Genomic DNA, 17,426 nt, shown 5'->3' with positions numbered 1-17,426 from the left:
TTACGTTTATAATCGTTTGTACGGTTACAGTTTCAGCAATGCTTTCACAGGGTCCCTTCCGAACAGCAGCTGCTCGGGGTTCTCCAGCATTTCTTTTACTCTTACCAGGAAGCTTACAGATTCGCGGCCATCGATGATGCGGTGATCGTAGCTGAGCGCTAAGTACATCATGGGGCGGATCACTACCTGGCCGTTCACTGCCATAGGACGCTCCTGGATCTTGTGCATGCCCAGGATGGCAGACTGTGGTATGTTGATGATCGGCGTACTCATAAGCGAGCCAAACACACCACCGTTGGTGATGGTGAAGGTACCACCGGTCATTTCTTCCATTGTGAGCTTGTTATCACGCGCTTTGGTAGCCAGTTCCACTACTTTCTTCTCGATCTCGGCCATGCCCAGGCTTTCTGCGTTGCGGATCACGGGCACTACCAGGCCTTTGGGCGCTGATACGGCGATAGAGATATCGCAGTAGTCATGGAACACCAGCTCTTCGCCGTCGATATAAGCATTCACAGAAGGGAACTCCTGCAGCGCAAAGCAAACGGCTTTGGTGAAGAAGCTCATAAAGCCCAGGTTCACCTCAAACTGCTTCTTGAACACTTCTTTATACTGCGCGCGGATCTCCATGATACGGGTCATGTCTACCTCGTTGAAGGTGGTGAGCATGGCCGTTGTATTCTTGGCTTCTACCAGGCGGCGGGAAACTGTCTTACGCAGGTTGCTCATTTTCTCCCTGCGGTCGTTACGGCTGAACAGCTCTTTACCGATGGCTACGCCCGGGTTCTCCAGGGCTGCATACACGTCGTCTTTCAGGATCTTGCCATGTGCGCCGCTGCCTTTGATGGAAGCGGGATCTACATGCTTATCTGCTATTACGGCGGCTGCTACGGGAGAAGCCTTGATATTATTCGGGATGCTGGTTACCGGAGCCTGCTGGGCTTGCGGTGTTGCCTGTGGAGCGGCGGCCTTAGCCGGTTGGGCGGCAGGAGCAGCCTGGCCAGCAGGGCGGGGAGCGTTGGTATCGATCTTGCAGGCTACGTCGCCGATCTTCAGCACGTCGCCTTCTTTTGCTACTGTCTTTAAGATACCGGCTTCTTCTGCGTTCAGTTCAAAGGTGGCCTTTTCAGATTCCATTTCACAGATCATCTCATCACGCTCTACGTAGTCGCCATCTTTTTTGATCCACTTCACGAGCGTTACTTCGCTGATGGACTCACCTACTGTAGGTACTTTTACATCAACAGTTCCTTTCATGGCCGGAGGAGGTCCAGCGGGTGCAGCGGCAGCCGCGGCGGGGGCTGCAGGTGCAGCAGCAGCGGCGGGTTTAGCTGCAGCAGCCGGGGATGCGGATGCGGGGGCTGCAGCATCTGTATCAATGGTGCAGGCAACAGCGCCGATGTTTAGGGTGGCGCCTTCGGGGGCTGCTATCTTCAATACCCCTGCTTTCTCTGCATTCAATTCAAAGGTGGCCTTTTCAGATTCCATTTCGCATAACACTTCATCCTGCTGCACATAGTCTCCGTCTTTCTTCAACCACTTTGCAATTGTTACCTCGCTTATAGATTCTCCTACCGTAGGAACTTTGATTTCGACAACCATTATTTCAGTTTTCTGTTTGCAATATTACGGGTGAAAGGTGAAAATTTAAATATTGAACGCCGTATCGATGATCTCCTGCTGCTCGCGGGTATGCACTTTGGCATAACCGGTGGCGGTAGCTGCGCTGGGGTTACGGCTGATCACGCCGTAGTTCAGCGTTTTCAGGTTCATCTGCAGGTAAGAAGCAGCGCCCATGTTCAGCGGTTCTTCCTGTACCCAGAACCAGGTAGCGCCTTTGTATTTCTGGTTAATGGCGTCCAGCTGTGCTGCCGGTAAGGGGTACAGCTGTTCCAGGCGTACAATGGCAACATCCTTGCGGCCTTCTTTTATTTGTTTTTCACTCAGGTCAAAATAGATCTTACCGGTGCAGAACAATACCTTCTTCACTTTGGAAGCATCATCGATGAATGGATCATCCAGCACTTCTTTAAAGCCGCCTGTTGTAAACTCTTCCTGCGAAGAGTAAGAGCCTGCGTGACGCAGGTTGGCTTTGGGTGAGAAGTTCACCAGCGGTTTACGGAAAGGCCATGTGAGCTGACGGCGCAGCGCATGGAAGAAGTTAGCCGCGGTGGTGATATTGGTCACTACGATATTGTATTCTGCACAAGACTGTAAGAAGCGCTCGGGGCGGGCGTTGGAGTGATCCGGGCCACCGCCTTCGTAGCCGTGGGGCAGCAGCAGCACGAGGCCGTTCATGTTGGTCCACTTCTGTTCTGCGCTGGTAATGTACTGGTCAATCACTGTCTGGGCGCCGTTCACAAAGTCGCCATACTGTGCTTCCCACAGTACCAGCGCATTGGGATTGGCCATGGCGTAGCCATATTCAAAGCCCATTACGGCAAATTCGCTCAGCAGTGAGTTATAGATCCGGAACTTGCCCTGCTTTTCCTGCAGGTGTGCAAGCCTGTTATAAGTAGCGTTGGTGTTCTCGTCTGAGAGGATAGCGTGGCGATGGGAGAAGGTACCGCGTTGTACGTCTTCACCGCTCATGCGCACGTCTTTACCTTCAATCAGCAGGCTGGCGTAGGCCAGGAGCTCGCCGGTAGCCCAGTCTACCTTACCTTCTGTTTCAAACAGCTTGATCTTATCTTTCAGCAGCTTGTCCACTTTACGTAAGGGAACAAAATCTGCAGGCCATTGCATCAGGCTTTTGAACAGGCGGCTAAAGTCTTCCGCCTTGATGGCAGTTACGGGAGAGGCGTCAAAGTCCTGCGGCGTAGCTTTACGCAGGGCGGCCCACCACTCTTCAGGTTTCTGACGGCTGTAAGGCAGCGGGTGCTGTTTTACTTCGTCCAGTCTTTCCTGCAGGTCGGCCCAGAAGTGCTGCTGCATGTCTTTAGCCAGCGTTTGCGCATCTGTTTCGCCGTTCTTCAGCAGGAACTGTGTATATACTTCACGCGGATCGGGATGTTTATCGATCAGCGCATAGAGGCTGGGTTGGGTGAATTTAGGCTCGTCGCCTTCATTGTGGCCGTGCCTGCGATAGCAGAGCAGGTCGATGAAGATATCGGAGTTGAACTCCTGGCGATAGCGAACGGCTATTTCGGATACTTTCACCACGGCTTCGGCATCGTCTCCATTTACATGGAATACGGGGGCCTGTACGATGGATGCTACGCTGGTACAGTAGTCGGAAGAGCGTGCATCATCAAAGTCGGTGGTGAAGCCGATCTGGTTATTGATCACGAAGTGCATGGTACCGCCGGTGTAGTAGCCTTTCAGCTTGCTCATCTGCACCAGTTCGTATACAACGCCTTGTCCGGCTACGGCGGCGTCGCCGTGTATCAGTACAGGTAAGATCCTGTCGTAATCGCTGTTATAGATCACATCGGCTTTACTGCGGGCGAAGCCTGTTACCAGCGGATCTACCACTTCCAGGTGGGAAGGGTTTGGAAGCAGCTGGAGGTTCACCTGGTTGCCGGAGGGTGTGGTTACCATGGAGCGGAAGCCCAGGTGGTATTTTACGTCGCCGCTGCCCATGGTGATATCGGGGGTAGCGAGGCCTTCGAACTCTGTGAAGATCTGCTCGTAGGTTTTACCCAGGATATTAGCGAGTACGTTGAGGCGACCACGGTGGGCCATACCGATCACTGTCTCCTGTACACCTAATTCAGAGGCGGTATTGATCATCGCATCCAATGCGGGGATGGTGTTTTCGCCACCTTCGAGGGAGAAGCGTTTCTGCCCGATATATTTGGTGTGCAGGAATTTTTCGAAGATCACGCCCTGGTTCAGTTTCTCCAGGATGCGCTTTCTTTTTTCGAGGGGAATGGGTTGCTGGAAAGTGGTTTCCATTTCGCGCTGCAGCCATTCCACTTGTTTAGAATCATTAATATAGGTGAATTCGAGGCCTACAGATCCTGCATATACCTGTTTGAGCCTGTTCACGATATTTTCAAGGGAAGTTTTGCCCAGGCCCAGTACCTGTCCGGCAAAAAATTCGGTCTTCAGATCAGCTTCGCTAAAGCCATAGAAAGAGATGTCCAGGTTGGCCTGGCGGTCTTTTCTTTCGCGGATGGGATTGGTTTTGGAGATCAGATGTCCTTTTTTGCGATAGGCCTGGATGAGCCTGTATACGGCCAGTTCTTTATTAAGCTGGTCGCTGGATAAAGGTAAAGCGCTACTTCCTGCTGTCGCTGTCGCTGCCGTACCTGCTTTGCCATTTACATTGGAAACCGCGAAATCGAAACCTTCAAAAAATTTGGCCCAGTCGGGGTCTACTGAATTTGGATCTTTGCGGTAATCCTGGTATAAAGATTCAATGTAAGCAGGATGCGAGTTAGTGACAAATGAGAAGTCCTTCATTTACAACGAGTTTTGCTTGGTCTTCGGTTCAAATTACTTTCACCTGATAGTTTATTCCTTTCTATTGGCCAGGTGGAACTCCCGGACGCTTTCACCATCTATTAGCAACAGGTAGGGATGCTAACATGGTCTTAGCATGGTCGTTTCTGTTGAAATTTGATATCCTTTATAATATTGGATTGCAAATATCGCTTGTTTTTTGTTAAAGCGGTAGTAAAATAATAAGAAGTTTAACCTTACCAGGTTGGAATTAGTTTGAGGTTTGAAGTTTGAGGTTTGAGGTTGGCCGGAGGTTTGGAAGTTCGGTGTGAACAACTGACAAACAGATAATTAACTGTTAGTCAAATGATTTGAACTGGACCTCCAACTTTTAACGAACCTCAAACCTCAGACCTCAAACCTCAAACCCCGTAATTTGTATATTTTTTGTTTTGTAAAAAACTTATCTGTACCTTTGCCCTCCTGAAACTGAAAATAGAAAAATGGCAAACCATAAAGCAACGAAAAAAGACGTACGTCAGAGCAGAAAGCGTAATGAGCGTAACCGTTACTACGGTAAAACCACCCGTAATGCCATCCGTGACTTGAAGGCACTGACTGACAAAGCAGCTGCTCAGAAGGATCTTTCAGAGGTAGTAGCTATGATCGACAAACTTGCTAAACGCAATGTGATCCATAAGAACAAAGCTTCTAACCTGAAGAGCAAGCTCACTAAGCAGGTGAACGCGCTGGCTTAATTACTACGCCACTACATTATTCAAAGATACATCAGCTCTTCCTGATAAAACGGGAAGGGCTTTTTATTTTAGGCGCCGGAAAGAAATTGTAGTTTGAGGAGGTCTTATTTTAGGCGTCGGAAAGAAATTGTAGTTTGAGGTTTGAAGTTTGAGGTTTGAGGTTCGTTGGAGGTTGAAGGTTGGGGGCAAACAGCTGACAAATGGATAACTAATTGTTAGTCAGACGGCTGATGTTGAACCTGTAACGTTTAACGAACTTCAAACCTCAAACTTCAAACCTCAAACCTAAACATCTAAACCTGTTAAAGCTGGATGAGAACACTATTCACCGCTGCCCTACTGGGCCTTGGGTTACAACTACATGTATCTGCACAGGACCTCAGTACCCGGTTTGAACGCAGCCAGGGCCGCGAAACTGCCACGTATTATGAAGTTATTTCCTATTATCAGACACTGGACAAACGCTTTCCGCAGATCAAGCTGCTGGAAATGGGCCCTACAGACGCCGGTTATCCTTTACACCTGGCCGTGTACTCCGCCAGCGGCGATTTTGACTTTTCCAGCCTCCGGAAAAAGAATAAGCGTATAATACTGATCAATAACGGGATTCATCCCGGAGAGCCGGACGGCATAGACGCCAGCATGCAACTATTGCGCGACCTGGCCCTGGGCAAACAGAAACTGCCGGATAATATCGTGCTGGCGGTGATTCCCTTGTACAATATCGGGGGCGCCCTGAACCGCAGCCCTTACTATCGGCCGGATCAGAACGGGCCGGATGCCTTCGGGTCGCGCGGCAACGCCCAGAACCTGGACCTGAACAGGGACTTTATCAAGGCGGATTCGAAGAATGCGCGCTCCTTTCAGCAGATCTTCCAGCTAACCGACCCGGATGTGCTGGTAGATAATCATGTGAGTAATGGAGCTGACTACCAGCATGTTATGACACTGCTCAGTACCCAGTACGGTAAACTGGGCGGCGTAATGGGCGATTATCTGAAAAAGGAGTTTGAGCCGGGCCTGTACCAGCTCATGAAAGATCGCGGGTATGACCTGGTTCCGTATGTGAACCATTTCGGCGAAACGCCGGACAGCGGATGGACGCAATACAGCGACGGCCCACGATATTCCAGCGGCTATGCGGCCCTGTTCCACAGCTTTGGCTTTGTGCCGGAAACACATATGCTAAAACCTTATCCCCAGCGGGTAAAGGCTACTTATGAGCTGATGGAATGCTTTATACAGTTTGTAAGCCAGCATAGTGAACAGATCAAACAACTGCGGGAGCAGACCAAACAGGCGGTGCTGACGCAGCAAAGCTTTCCCCTGGAGTGGAAGCCGGATATGAGCAGGCATAGCACCATTACCTTTAAAGGTTACGCTGCCGGGCATAAACCCAGTGATATATCAGGGTTACCCAGGCTGTATTACGACCGTAGCAAGCCGTATGAGCGGCAGGTTCCATTTTACGACTTTGTGACCCCGGGCAATTTTGTGCAGAAACCGGAGGCTTATATTATTCCGCAGGGCTGGTGGACAGTGATCGACCTCCTGAAAAACAATCGCGTGGTCATGCAGCGCTTAGCCAAAGACACGACAATAGCCGTGGAGGTTTACCAGGTAAAGGATTATAAAACAGCGCAGCGGCCGTTTGAAAAGCATTACCTGCACAGCCAGGTGAAAACGGAGACCCTTAAAATGCAGATTGCTTTCCGGAAGGGAGATTATTATATACCCCTTCATCAGAATGCCAATCGCTTTTTGGTGGAAACGCTGGAGCCAGGCGGCGGGGATTCTTTCTTTGCCTGGAACTTCTTTGACGCCATTTTAATGCCGAAGGAGCATTATTCCAGCTATGTTTTTGAGGATACGGCGGCGGAGTACCTGCGGCAGCATCCGGAGTTGAGGAAGGAATTGGAGGAGCGCAAGGCACAGGATAGTGCTTTTGCGAAGAGTGCGGATGACCAGCTGGAGTTTGTGTATGACCATTCGGTGTATGCGGAGCCGGGGTATATGAGGTACCCGGTGTATAGAGTAGTGGGACAGTAGGGGGACCAGGGACTTACTAAGGACTTACAGCAAGGGGACTAAGCACTTAGGTTACTCCCACTAAGCTGGTACTAAATTAACACTAAGAGCATTCGGCGTGTAAGCGGCCAGGAAAACCCATGTAGAAGCGGAGGTAAGGTGGAGATGAGGTGGACTTGAGGTGGACTTGATGCGGGTTTAAATTGTATCGGTTTTTTCACCTCGCCGTTACACCCGGTAGCGCCGCGGGGAGCTGCGGGAGTCCGGGGTAGCGTGGAAATAAACAGGTCTTCAGCCGCCGTCATTGCGAGGGCGGGAAAGGCCTGGTGGAGCCGGGCCGAAGGAATCTTTTAACCGGAGATTTGTTAAAAGATTGCTTCGTCGGCCAACGCACAGGGCGCGACCGCGCCTCGCAATGACGGAGGCTGAAGACCCACTTGTTCCGTAACGACAGGAATGAAAAGTATACGTTCCACACACCCCTCTACATACCCTTCACATATCCTCTACACACCTTCATATACCCTTCACATACCCTTCACATACCCTTCACATACCCTCTACACACCTTCACATAACCCCACTTTTTCCTGTTACTGTCGCTCCTCACTCCCGCTCCAATAAAATAAATGAGTGCTGTTCCCCAAAGAAGTGATTATAGATCAGAATACGGCGGAATTCTGCTGAAGGAAAAGTTTCCTGCATGGGGTACCATTGCTGCGGCACCTGCTGCGCCTTCATAATATGCGCCGCTAACCAGACGGCAAAGGCGCCGGAAGTTTCATACTCGCCGCAAAGATGTTTAAAAGGTAATTGAGAGCTGGAACCCATAACAGTATCCAGCTCCCTATAAAAATGCTCAAAATTACTATCGCCATTGCGGCCGGTAATCACCAGGCTGATGTCTGCAGGGGATAATTGCTGTTCCTCCAGGAATGCTGATAGGCCAGCTGAAACTATAGCGGGTGAAGGCTTGTATAACATTTTAAGTCCCGCAATACGGGCGTAGGTATGATCTGTGCTGGTCGCAGACAATGAAAAGAACACCGCCCCCTCCCCTGCCATCGTACCCGGAGATAAGGTATTATACAAGTCCACATTATTTACCGGGCCCTTTTTCCAATGGCCAATACGCGATTTTATATAAAAATGCTCTTCAGACATTTCATCCAGCGCACCCGTGAGGGTGTGCGAAGCGCCTTCCTGTAGCTGGAGTATACTATCCAGCAGGGCATGCTCAAATGAAAAGCCACGGTGAACGAATGTATTGTTATAGGTAGTACACTGCTGCGCCACGGCGATCATCCCGTTCACCGCATTATACGTGGATTGTATGAAAGGCGTTGGGTTCAGGGCCCTTTCCTCGTACTGGCGGATTTCTTTCAGGAAACGCTCGGTATCCTGCAGGCTGCCTTTACCCGTGCCTGTAATGATCGCACCGGGTAGCCCGAGGCCGCTATCCTGCAGGCATTTTTGGGCGGTGGTGAGGCCCATTTTCAGGAGGCGGCTCATCCTGCGCAGGCTATTAGGCGGAATGAAGGCTTTATAATCCGGCTCTGTTACCTGGAACAGGTTGCTGGTGTTATTGCGCAGCGGCTGTGAGAAAAGATCTCCCTCAAACGAATGCTGAGGGGTGATAGCCGCCATACCTTGTATGTAACAATTAGCCTTCATATTTGCTGATCACCAGGGAGGCATTATTGCCGCCGAAGCCAAAAGAATTAGAGATGACGGTTTCTACTGCTTGTCCTTCGAGGAGGCGGGTTTCAGGCACAATTGCCAGCTCTTCCATCTTTTCAGAAAAATTGAGATTCGGAAAGATCAGCTGGTGCTGAATGGCCAGTACTGAGTAAATAGCCTCAATAGCCCCTGCTGCAGCCAAAGCATGACCGGTGAAAGGTTTGGTAGAACTAAAAGGCGGCACCTGGCTGCCAAACAGGCGTTCCAGTGCGCGGCCTTCTGAAAGATCGTTGGGCCAGGTGGCGGTACCATGCACGTTTACGTATTGTACCTGGTCAATACTACGGCCGCTCACGGCCAGGGCTTCTTTCATGGCGGTGTAAGCGCCATCGCCTTCCGGGGAGGGAGCGGTAGGATGGAACGCTTCATTGCTGTTGCAGTATCCGCTCAGTTCCGCCAGTACCCGGCTGCCGTTGCGCCTGGCCAGGCTTTCACTTTCGAGCACCAGGTAAGCAGCCCCTTCGCCCAGGTTCAGACCGTTACGGTGCTGGTCAAAAGGCCGACAGGCTTGTTTGTCGATATTCTTCAGGGAGTTGAACCCGTTGATGGTAAAACTGGTAAGGGCTTCTGTTCCGCCGCAGATCACGCGATGGGCCAGGCCCTGTTTAATGAGGCGGGCGCCGTACATCAGTGCATTGGCAGAGGAGGAGCAGGCAGTACTGATGGTGGTGACATAACCGGTAATACCGATCTTATCTGCAATGCGCTGGGTACAATCGGCACAATCCAGCGTATCGATATAGCGGAGGAAGTCGCCTTCCTTTGCAGGATCAATAATATCAAAGTAGACCTTTTCCGTATCGCACATACCTCCTACGGTAGAGGCGTTGATGAAGCCAGCCGGCTCTTCCTGCAGATCATGTATCCCGGCTTGTTGCAAGGCTTCCTGCATGGCCACGAGGCCCAGTAAAGTAGTGCGGGTGTATTCGGGCCTGCCAGCAACGCCGGCCATTTGGGCCAGCTCTTCGTTGCTGTATTTTACTTCGGCTACCGGCAGTACATCTTTATAGATGGTATCGATGAACCGGGTAAAACCCAGGCCGCTCTGCTGCTGTTGAAGACTCTTGAGATTGGCGGCTACCGTGCCACCAATGGCGGTGATCATTCCCGTTCCCGTTATTAGCACGCGTTCCGCCATGATCTGCCCTTTGCTTACGCAGGTTGTTTAGATTGTATGAACTCAGCCATGGATTGTACAGACTGTAAGATCTTTCTTCCTTCGCGGGGGTCTTCCACCTTGATCTGGTAATGCCTTTCCAGCAGTACCATCAGTTCCAGGGAATCGATGCTGTCAAGTCCCAGCCCTTCACCAAATAAAGGGGCATTATCATCAATATCTTCCGGTTTGGTATCCTGAAGGTTCAATGCCTCAATAATTTGTTGTTTGAGCTTTTGTTTTAATGCTTCCATAATTAGGTGGGAGTAAAAATACAGTTTTACAATTGATTAGAAAATATTTGAATTAGTCGTAAGTCGTAGTCGTAAGTTGTAAGTTGTCAGTAGTTGGTTGAGAGTTGTCAGTTGTCAGTGGTCAGTTGACAGTGGTCAGTTAGAGGATGGCATTAAACCTACGACTAACGACTAACGACTAACGACTAACGACTTACGACTGACAACTGACAACTGTCAACTGACCACTCAACTACCCCATCCGTCTTTTCTCTACCCGGGCTGCTACCAGGAGCATGACGGTGCAAAGTAACAGCAGTTTAACGGCGTTGTCCCATATATGTGCGATGCCTGCATTCCGCAGGTAGATGTTATTAATTGCTTCCAGTCCCCAGTTCAGGGGCGATAAATGCCCGATGAACTGCATGTGCGGCGGCATCACTTCCAGCGGCACCCATATACCGCCAATGGCGGAAAGGATCACGATGGAGATGGCGCCGAAATTCAACGCCTGGTTGGGCGTTTTAAAAATTGTGCCAATAAGTATGCCATAGGATGTGGCCGCCAAACCGATGGTCAGCGCTATGATGAAGGCGGAGAGATGACTGGGGCCGAGCATCAGGCGGGGCAGATCCAGCAGGGGCATCAGGTAGATGCCTACCAATGTCATCAGGTAGAATTGCAGTACACAAACGGCCACAAAGAACAGCATCTTACCTGCCAATACGGCCAGGTAAGAGCCAGGGATGAGCTTCATCCGCTCCAGGCTGCCATCTCCCCTTTCGCGGATCATATTACCTGCAATAGGAATCACGATAAAGAACATGGCGAAGATGGTCCAGGCTGGTACATTGTGCTGTACAGAGCTGTAAATGCCTTTGAATTCTTTTGTAGGGCCGCTAGCCTGTTCTTCCAGTCCGACTGCCTTGAGCTGTACAGACAGGCTATCTGCAGCAGCTGTGGAATCTTTGCTACGCAGTTGCCTTTGTACGCGTTCCATCAACATTCCGGCTTCCACCTGGGTCAGGAAATTATCCAATGCCTGGTGCACACCGCTTTTGAAGGCTTTCTTTACAGCAGGGTCGAAATAGATCACTACGTTAAGGGAATCGTTTCGCTGCTTTACCGGTAGGGTGGCAGGCATGCCGATACGGCTGGATATTTCGTTCACCACTTTGTTGGCATTGCTGACAATGGCGGCGGTAGCCCCTTGCGGGATGAGGATACATATTTTGTAGTCGCCGTCGTTCACCAGGCGTTGCGCCTGTTCCAGCGTTATGGGCTTGCCATCCAGCGAATCAACGATGTTGAACTGACCGGTGCGTTCCAAGCCTTCTTTCACCTGGCGGGCCAGGCGGCCATGATCATTATCAACCGTAAGCACATCGAATTTCAGCTCCTGGAAATCACGGAAGGGCGCGTCTTCCACCAGCGCCATAACGGTGATCAATACCAGTGGCATGAAGAATAAGAGCGCCAGTCCGGTTCTGTCCCTTTTGAGCAACAGCCATTCTTTCTTTATGGTAGCCAGTAATCGTAACATATTATTTAGTCTCTCACCGCATGCCCTGTATAATGCAGGAATACATCCTGCAGGTTGCGGCAATCCGGGTGCTGTTGGATCAATGTGGATGGTTGTCCCTGTAATACTAATTTTCCTTCGTCTATCACGGCCACTTCCGTGCAGAGATCCTGCGCTTCTTCCAGGAGATGCGAAGTATAGAGGATGCTGACGCCCTGGCTGTTATAGTCGCGCAGAAATTCCAGGATCATGCTGCGGGATTGTACATCCACACCTGCGGTAGGCTCGTCGAGGATCAGCAGCTTTGGGTCATGCAGCAGGGCGGCAATGATATTGGTACGGCGTTTCATGCCGCCGGAGAATTTATGGATCTCTTTATCACCGTTCTTTTCCAGGCCGAAGCGTTCCAGGTATCTTTCTATCTTATCGCGCAGGGGCTTGCCTTTCAGGCCATAGAGGTTGCCGAAATACAGCAGGTTCTCACGGGCTGTCAGCTGCGGGAAGAGCGCTATCTGCTGCGGCACGATACCGATCATCCTTTTGATGCGTTCCCGGTTGGCCCCCTGCTGCGGAAGGTTAAACACCTTTACCTGGCCCCTGTCGGCCTTTACCAATCCGCAGATGATGGAGATGGTCGTTGTTTTACCTGCGCCGTTCGGTCCCAGTAACCCTGCTATGCTGCCTTCCGGAAAACTGAATGAGAGCCCGCTGAGAGATGGCTCCCAGGCGCCTTTGAAGGTTTTATGCAGCTCTTGTACGGCGATCATATTTTAACTTTCGACAGTTCCCTGAAAAATATTTCTTCTGCCGCGGCGCATTGCATCAGCATTTCGCTCAGCTCTTTGTAGGATACATTGTTCACTGCGCGGTTCTTGCACACGCGGCCTGCGTTGAAGGCGAAGTTGCGCCAGAGATCACCAATGCGGGTGAGCTCCTGCGACAGCCTGGCCAGCTCGCGGTTGTTGAGCTTCTCGGCAGCTTCCTGCAGGAAGGCGGCATAGATAAAGCGGAAACCTGCGCCACCGGTGCCTATCTCCTCCTGCATCCGGATGATGTTGCCCAGGTAGAGCACAGACCTTCTCTCTCCGACTTTCTCCGGGTAATGTTCCAGGCGTTTAGCCAGGAAACGCATTCCCTTTACGCCAAAGGGAGAGAAAGGGATCTTCAGCATATAATGACAGGCCTGGTCTATACCCTGGCGGATGGGCTTTTCCCATGACACCGATTTGGGTACCTGCAGGGGATAATACATCTTTCCTTTAGGTTCCGGGAAGCCTTTTGCAAAACGGGCCTCGGCCAGGCTTACCGGATCTATTTCAGTAACCGTATCCATTACGGGATCACTGACAAGATAGTTGCCTCCGTTCTTGCCATAGATCACCAGGTTATGTGCATTGAAATGAAAACGATAGGAAGGCGGGAAATAAGGCAGGTAGTATACACTGGATAATACGCCTACGGGAATGCCCCGGCCGATCACGTTATCCAGCTCCTGCATGGCTTTCTCCGGACTGGAAAAGCGCTGCCACTGCATTTTTGCGCCCAGCCGTTTGCATACGCGCTGGAAAATGGCGCCGGGCCATATGCGGTAGGTGGTACCGGGTACCCCGTGCACTTTCAGAAAAGGCAGGTGCCCGAAGAAAATACCTGCGCCGATGCCAAAAGCCATCGGTTCACTTATAGAAAGACCATAGTGCCGGAACAGGTTGGAAATAACGCCACTCTCACAATGTGCTGTCTGGACATGGTTAAATTGTATCTCGCTCATTACAACAATTACTTTACTTGCTTCAGCTCCTGCACTGAAATTTTAAAGGCGGCTGCATAACGATGCAGCATCCTTTCACTTAAGCGGTTAAACACCGCAGGTTTCATATGGCGTTTTACCTGCCACTGGAATTTGCCAACGTAGCGGGCCAGCAGCGAAACATTCATGAGCTGTTTTTCCATATAATAGGCAATGGGGCTGATTTCCCCTGCCAATACCCGCTGGCGGGCCTTTTCCACTTTTTCATTCACGTCGTCCCACGCCTGGGCCATGGCAACATTCTCCGGTTCCCAGCCAACGCTGGGTACCTGGGTATATTTACCATTATCGTCTACCGCGTAGAAGAGCTGCTTTACAACTCCGTTATGCATGTTATTGCCATCCTGCGGCACTTCATCTTTCTTCATCCGGATGTTTTATAATATGCAATTTAAAGAAATCAGACTACGGTCAGATGGGCATAGGCGTACGAGAAACGTGCGCTTTCAGGCACCATCATCATGATCTGCTGGCCCTTTTTCAGCATGCCCGTGTTCAGGAGCTCTTCCAGCATTAAATAGGGAGAGGCGGTGCCAACGTTCCCTACCCGGGTAAGGTTGGTGAACCATTTCTCCTGCGGGATGGCCACACCCAGCCGGGCCAGCTCCTCATCCACCTTGGGGCGGAAGAACTCAGAGGACAGATGCGGCAGGAAATAATCCAGCTCATCAATATTGATACTATACTTTTCTACCAGCTCTTTCCACATTTTTGCGCCGGAGGGCACTATATTTTTCGACAGTATGCGGGTGTCCTGTTTCAGGGCGAACACGCTCTGCCGGATCCATTCTTCCGGGAGCATATCCCACCAGCCTTTGGTATCGCCCTGCTCATTTTTCACAGCGCCTGCGTACATGCAGGTTTCCAGCTCGTGCGCAAAGGAGGCGATCTCCACCCAGTTCACCCGCAGGGAGACGCCCTCCTCATTGGGCTTGTTCTGCAGTAGTGCAGCGCAGGCGCCATCTGAGAGCATCCAGCGGAGAAAATCCTTTTCAAAAGCCAGGATGGGATTTTCGCTCAGGCTTTTCAGGTTCTCCGTTTCGGGCTCAAACTTGGTGGCCAGCATGGCGCCGGAGATCCTTTCAGACCCGGTACAGGCGGCATTGGCGGTGTTACCGCATTTGATAGACATGTAAGCGTATTTCAGTGCCTGCATACCGGCGGCGCAGGCGCCGGACGTAGAGACCAGCTCTACCGGCTGACATTTCAGCAAACCGTGTACCATGGCTGCGTGGTTAGGCAGCAGCTGATCGGGAGAGCTGGTGCCGCAGGCCAGCAGCTGGAGACGACTGATGGGAAAGCTATCGTTAAACAGACCATGAATGGCTGTAGCGGTCAATTGGGCATTATTATGGGTGGGGTTACCATTTTTATCCAGTGCGTAATAGCGGGTCTTGATCTTGTTATTACCCAAGACCATGTGCCTTGCACGGGATGGCTTTCCGTTCACCATACCCAGTATACCTTCAATTTCGTCGTTTCCAACCGGTTCATTGGGCAGGAACTTGGAAAGCCTTGTGATGTAAACTTCGTTCATCTGAAAATTATACTCTTTATGTTGTGGCGCGTCCGTGCGGATCAACATGGTCTTGTCCCTCGACCATGCCAGGTCCAGCGTGTAAATATATAATTATTAAAGGATACCTTCCTTCTCAACGCAGGTGCACGCCTTTAAAGTATGTTACTTCCTTCTGCAGTTTATTTCGCTTTACCCTTAATGTGATCATTGAGCTGATCGCGGTAAGGGGGGATAGTGCGATGATCCCCAGCAGCAGCAGGCTGCGGTACATGAACAATCGAGGCTGACGTTCAGGGGCGCCGGGTCCGCCTTTGGCGCTGATGTAAGCTGACCAGAAGCGGAAGGCTTTGATCCCTCTGTTCTCGAGCAACACCAGATTGGGTTTCAGTGTAACAGCATCCAGTTCTAACAGTTGTTGGTGCACCTGATGATAGTGGCCGTTCTGCAATGCTTCCCCGATAGGGCCTGCAAAGCGGGCTGCGGCCTGTATATCTTTCTCCTGTACGCCGGCCGGAGGCAGGAACCTGGTAGCTTCCTTTTTTCCTTTGAACTGCCAGCGAACAATGGTGATCACTGACACGAGGTTAGGAGCGGTATCCACCAGTACGATGTTGCCTACCAGCTGGGCGCCTATCTGATACAGGTATTTTTTTACGGTTTCCAGTGCGTTGAGCCACATGTTACGTGCGCCTATCAGCGTAATAACATTTTTACCTTTCAGCAGGCGGGCGGCTTCCTGGCTTTGGAGGAAGGCGGCAACGGGCTGCGAGGGAGACAGGAACCATGGCTGGAAGGCCAGTATCACCAGGTCAAAGTGATCTTGTGGATCCACTTTGAGGGGTTGTATGGCGCGGGGCCTGCCCATTACCGTTTCAGGCATGACATCAAAAAATTCCTTCTTATTCCATGGGAAAGGAAAGGGCTGTACAGGGATGATCTCTTCGTACACAATATCGGCTTGCTGTTGCAAGGGCGCTGCTATCACATCTGCAATCCGTTTCAACTGCCCTGTCTGGGAATAGTATATTACCAGGATCTTTTGTTTAGTCATACAAAAACCGGAGCTCAACAATCGGAACTGTAAACATACAAATTATTTTTAGATATATGTTAGTCCATGGTCCATAGTCGATGGTCTATAGCATATCGGGGCAGAGGAAATTTCTTATTGAATGGTAATAAAGGCGGTTGGGGCATTAAAGATGTGAGGAAATGCCATGGACCATCGACTATGGACCATGGACTCATCATCCGGCTTGTGCCTCAGCCAGGTACTGAAGTAACACGAGATCGTTTACAGCAGTACCCAGGCTAAAGGACTTGAAAAAGTTTGTGTTTGATTAAAGCGTAAGCAATAATCAGATCGCTAAGGTGAGTAAAATATGATAAACGAAATGTTAAATAAAACTTAAGAAACAATTAGTTAATCATGATCGTTTATCCCAGGCTGTTAGGGATCAGTCTTTTTTAACGGAGCCGGAACCCGCTACCCTGGAGTTTACCTGGGGGCTGCCCTTATAATGCACATCGCCGGAACCTGCGATCTTTGCATCCAGACTAACGCTGGCGTGTACGCTGGCATCACCGCTACCGGCAATACTCACATCCGCTTTTTCTGAGAGCAGTTGCTGGCCTTTGAAATTGCCGCTACCGGCGATATCTACATCCAGGTTGCGGCTCTCTCCTTCTACAGAGATATTCCCGGAACCGGCGATATCGGCGCCTACTTCGGGGGAGTTAATGGCGCCGCTGAAATTACCGCTGCCGGAAACACTCAGCTTCATGTGGGTGTTGTTCGTGAACTTGTTCTCCAGGTTAATGTTTCCTGAACCGGCCAGGCCGATGTTCTCCAGTTCCGGTGTGCTGAGGTACACCTTCATGGGACGGGTGGCATGGATATTCGTATGCCTTTTTTCACGTATGATCAGCTTATCGCCTTCGCGTTCGAACTCAATAAGCGGGATGAGATTGTCTTCCGCCTCAATAACGGCGGCTTTGGCAGGGCCCTGGGTAAGGTAGACGTCCATACTGCCCCTTACAGACAGCTCTTTGAATGCGTCAACGCTACGCTCTTCTTTTGTTACGTTGCCGCTGCCTTTTACGCGGTTTTGACCGGTAACGTCGCAGCTGGTAAGGGAAACAGTGGAAATGGCCATCAGGGATGCTAGCAGGCAGATTGTTTTCATGTTGAGGAATATTTAGTTATGAAGTTAAAAGATTTTGCTTGTAAAATGTCCCTTGTGCCGGTGGTCTGCTATACTACGTTCGAATTTTCCT

General features: G+C 50.7%; 14 protein-coding genes. 2 read left to right on the top strand and 12 right to left on the bottom strand.

Going from position 1 to position 17,426, the window contains the following annotated elements; genetic code table 11:
• Positions 1-24: 24 nt before the first annotated feature.
• Together odhB and ACR9Y8_RS23235 are read right to left on the bottom strand one after the other, a co-directional pair.
• A complete protein-coding gene (gene odhB, locus ACR9Y8_RS23240) occupies positions 25-1,602 on the bottom strand; it encodes a 2-oxoglutarate dehydrogenase complex dihydrolipoyllysine-residue succinyltransferase (RefSeq protein WP_481215645.1) in 1,578 nt (525 codons plus the stop codon).
• 45 nt (positions 1,603-1,647) lie between these two features.
• Positions 1,648-4,407, bottom strand: coding sequence for a 2-oxoglutarate dehydrogenase E1 component (locus ACR9Y8_RS23235; protein WP_481215644.1), 2,760 nt, complete (start codon positions 4,405-4,407; stop codon positions 1,648-1,650).
• Positions 4,408-4,889: 482 nt separating this feature from the next.
• On the opposite strand from ACR9Y8_RS23235, the gene rpsT reads away from it, so the two are divergent.
• Both rpsT and ACR9Y8_RS23225 read left to right on the top strand, forming a co-directional pair.
• Positions 4,890-5,144: a 30S ribosomal protein S20 gene (gene rpsT / locus ACR9Y8_RS23230; RefSeq protein ID WP_298732191.1), complete on the top strand. Its 255-nt coding sequence runs from the start codon at positions 4,890-4,892 to the stop codon at positions 5,142-5,144.
• Positions 5,145-5,456: 312 nt separating this feature from the next.
• A complete protein-coding gene (locus ACR9Y8_RS23225) occupies positions 5,457-7,193 on the top strand; it encodes a M14 family metallopeptidase (protein WP_481215643.1) in 1,737 nt (578 codons plus the stop codon).
• Positions 7,194-7,778: 585 nt separating this feature from the next.
• On the opposite strand, the gene ACR9Y8_RS23220 is transcribed toward ACR9Y8_RS23225, so the two are convergent.
• The 10 genes from ACR9Y8_RS23220 to ACR9Y8_RS23175 all read right to left on the bottom strand — a co-directional run bounded on the left by ACR9Y8_RS23220 (position 7,779) and on the right by ACR9Y8_RS23175 (position 17,335).
• Positions 7,779-8,819, bottom strand: a complete 1,041-nt coding sequence (locus ACR9Y8_RS23220; RefSeq protein WP_481215642.1) for a beta-ketoacyl synthase chain length factor — start codon at positions 8,817-8,819, stop codon at positions 7,779-7,781.
• A 16-nt stretch (positions 8,820-8,835) separates the two neighbouring features.
• Positions 8,836-10,050 (bottom strand): beta-ketoacyl-[acyl-carrier-protein] synthase family protein, encoded by a 1,215-nt coding sequence (locus ACR9Y8_RS23215; RefSeq protein ID WP_481215641.1) that lies wholly within the window; start codon positions 10,048-10,050, stop codon positions 8,836-8,838.
• A gap of 14 nt (positions 10,051-10,064) precedes the next feature.
• The gene (locus ACR9Y8_RS23210; RefSeq protein WP_481215640.1) at positions 10,065-10,322 is read right to left on the bottom strand and encodes a phosphopantetheine-binding protein; all 258 of its coding nucleotides are present in this window, start codon (positions 10,320-10,322) and stop codon (positions 10,065-10,067) included.
• A 232-nt stretch (positions 10,323-10,554) separates the two neighbouring features.
• Complete coding sequence (locus tag ACR9Y8_RS23205) at positions 10,555-11,844, bottom strand: ABC transporter permease (protein WP_481215639.1); 1,290 nt, start codon at positions 11,842-11,844, stop codon at positions 10,555-10,557.
• A gap of 5 nt (positions 11,845-11,849) precedes the next feature.
• A complete protein-coding gene (locus tag ACR9Y8_RS23200) occupies positions 11,850-12,590 on the bottom strand; it encodes an ABC transporter ATP-binding protein (protein WP_481215638.1) in 741 nt (246 codons plus the stop codon).
• Positions 12,587-13,591 carry a BtrH-related acyltransferase DarH gene (darH, locus tag ACR9Y8_RS23195; protein ID WP_481215637.1) on the bottom strand — a complete coding sequence of 335 codons (1,005 nt, stop codon included), beginning with the start codon at positions 13,589-13,591 and terminating at the stop codon, positions 12,587-12,589. The genes ACR9Y8_RS23200 and darH overlap by 4 nt, the downstream gene beginning before the upstream one ends.
• Positions 13,592-13,599: 8 nt before the next feature.
• Positions 13,600-13,998: a flexirubin biosynthesis protein DarG gene (DarG, locus tag ACR9Y8_RS23190; RefSeq protein WP_481215636.1), complete on the bottom strand. Its 399-nt coding sequence runs from the start codon at positions 13,996-13,998 to the stop codon at positions 13,600-13,602.
• 32 nt (positions 13,999-14,030) lie between these two features.
• Positions 14,031-15,167, bottom strand: a complete 1,137-nt coding sequence (gene darB, locus ACR9Y8_RS23185; protein WP_481215635.1) for a dialkylresorcinol biosynthesis protein DarB — start codon at positions 15,165-15,167, stop codon at positions 14,031-14,033.
• Between the two features lie 115 nt (positions 15,168-15,282).
• Positions 15,283-16,200 (bottom strand): NADPH-dependent FMN reductase family protein, encoded by a 918-nt coding sequence (locus ACR9Y8_RS23180; RefSeq protein ID WP_481215634.1) that lies wholly within the window; start codon positions 16,198-16,200, stop codon positions 15,283-15,285.
• Between the two features lie 406 nt (positions 16,201-16,606).
• Complete coding sequence (locus ACR9Y8_RS23175; protein WP_481215633.1) at positions 16,607-17,335, bottom strand: head GIN domain-containing protein; 729 nt, start codon at positions 17,333-17,335, stop codon at positions 16,607-16,609.
• Positions 17,336-17,426: the final 91 nt, after the last annotated feature.

The organism is Chitinophaga sp. SVR4-12A (genome assembly GCF_056754765.1).
The sequence above is the reverse complement of the archived record's forward strand: the minus strand, read 5'-3'. Positions and strand labels throughout refer to the sequence as shown.

What these genes read in the sequence shown, in the direction of transcription:
- odhB (WP_481215645.1), bottom strand. Translation starts at nt 1,602, where the DNA reads ATGGTTGTCGAAATCAAAGTTCCTACGGTAGGAGAATCTATAAGCGAG.
- ACR9Y8_RS23235 (WP_481215644.1), bottom strand. Translation starts at nt 4,407, where the DNA reads ATGAAGGACTTCTCATTTGTCACTAACTCGCATCCTGCTTACATTGAA.
- rpsT (WP_298732191.1), top strand. Translation starts at nt 4,890, where the DNA reads ATGGCAAACCATAAAGCAACGAAAAAAGACGTACGTCAGAGCAGAAAG.
- ACR9Y8_RS23225 (WP_481215643.1), top strand. Translation starts at nt 5,457, where the DNA reads ATGAGAACACTATTCACCGCTGCCCTACTGGGCCTTGGGTTACAACTA.
- ACR9Y8_RS23220 (WP_481215642.1), bottom strand. Translation starts at nt 8,819, where the DNA reads ATGGCGGCTATCACCCCTCAGCATTCGTTTGAGGGAGATCTTTTCTCA.
- ACR9Y8_RS23215 (WP_481215641.1), bottom strand. Translation starts at nt 10,050, where the DNA reads ATGGCGGAACGCGTGCTAATAACGGGAACGGGAATGATCACCGCCATT.
- ACR9Y8_RS23210 (WP_481215640.1), bottom strand. Translation starts at nt 10,322, where the DNA reads ATGGAAGCATTAAAACAAAAGCTCAAACAACAAATTATTGAGGCATTG.
- ACR9Y8_RS23205 (WP_481215639.1), bottom strand. Translation starts at nt 11,844, where the DNA reads ATGTTACGATTACTGGCTACCATAAAGAAAGAATGGCTGTTGCTCAAA.
- ACR9Y8_RS23200 (WP_481215638.1), bottom strand. Translation starts at nt 12,590, where the DNA reads ATGATCGCCGTACAAGAGCTGCATAAAACCTTCAAAGGCGCCTGGGAG.
- darH (WP_481215637.1), bottom strand. Translation starts at nt 13,591, where the DNA reads ATGAGCGAGATACAATTTAACCATGTCCAGACAGCACATTGTGAGAGT.
- DarG (WP_481215636.1), bottom strand. Translation starts at nt 13,998, where the DNA reads ATGAAGAAAGATGAAGTGCCGCAGGATGGCAATAACATGCATAACGGA.
- darB (WP_481215635.1), bottom strand. Translation starts at nt 15,167, where the DNA reads ATGAACGAAGTTTACATCACAAGGCTTTCCAAGTTCCTGCCCAATGAA.
- ACR9Y8_RS23180 (WP_481215634.1), bottom strand. Translation starts at nt 16,200, where the DNA reads ATGACTAAACAAAAGATCCTGGTAATATACTATTCCCAGACAGGGCAG.
- ACR9Y8_RS23175 (WP_481215633.1), bottom strand. Translation starts at nt 17,335, where the DNA reads ATGAAAACAATCTGCCTGCTAGCATCCCTGATGGCCATTTCCACTGTT.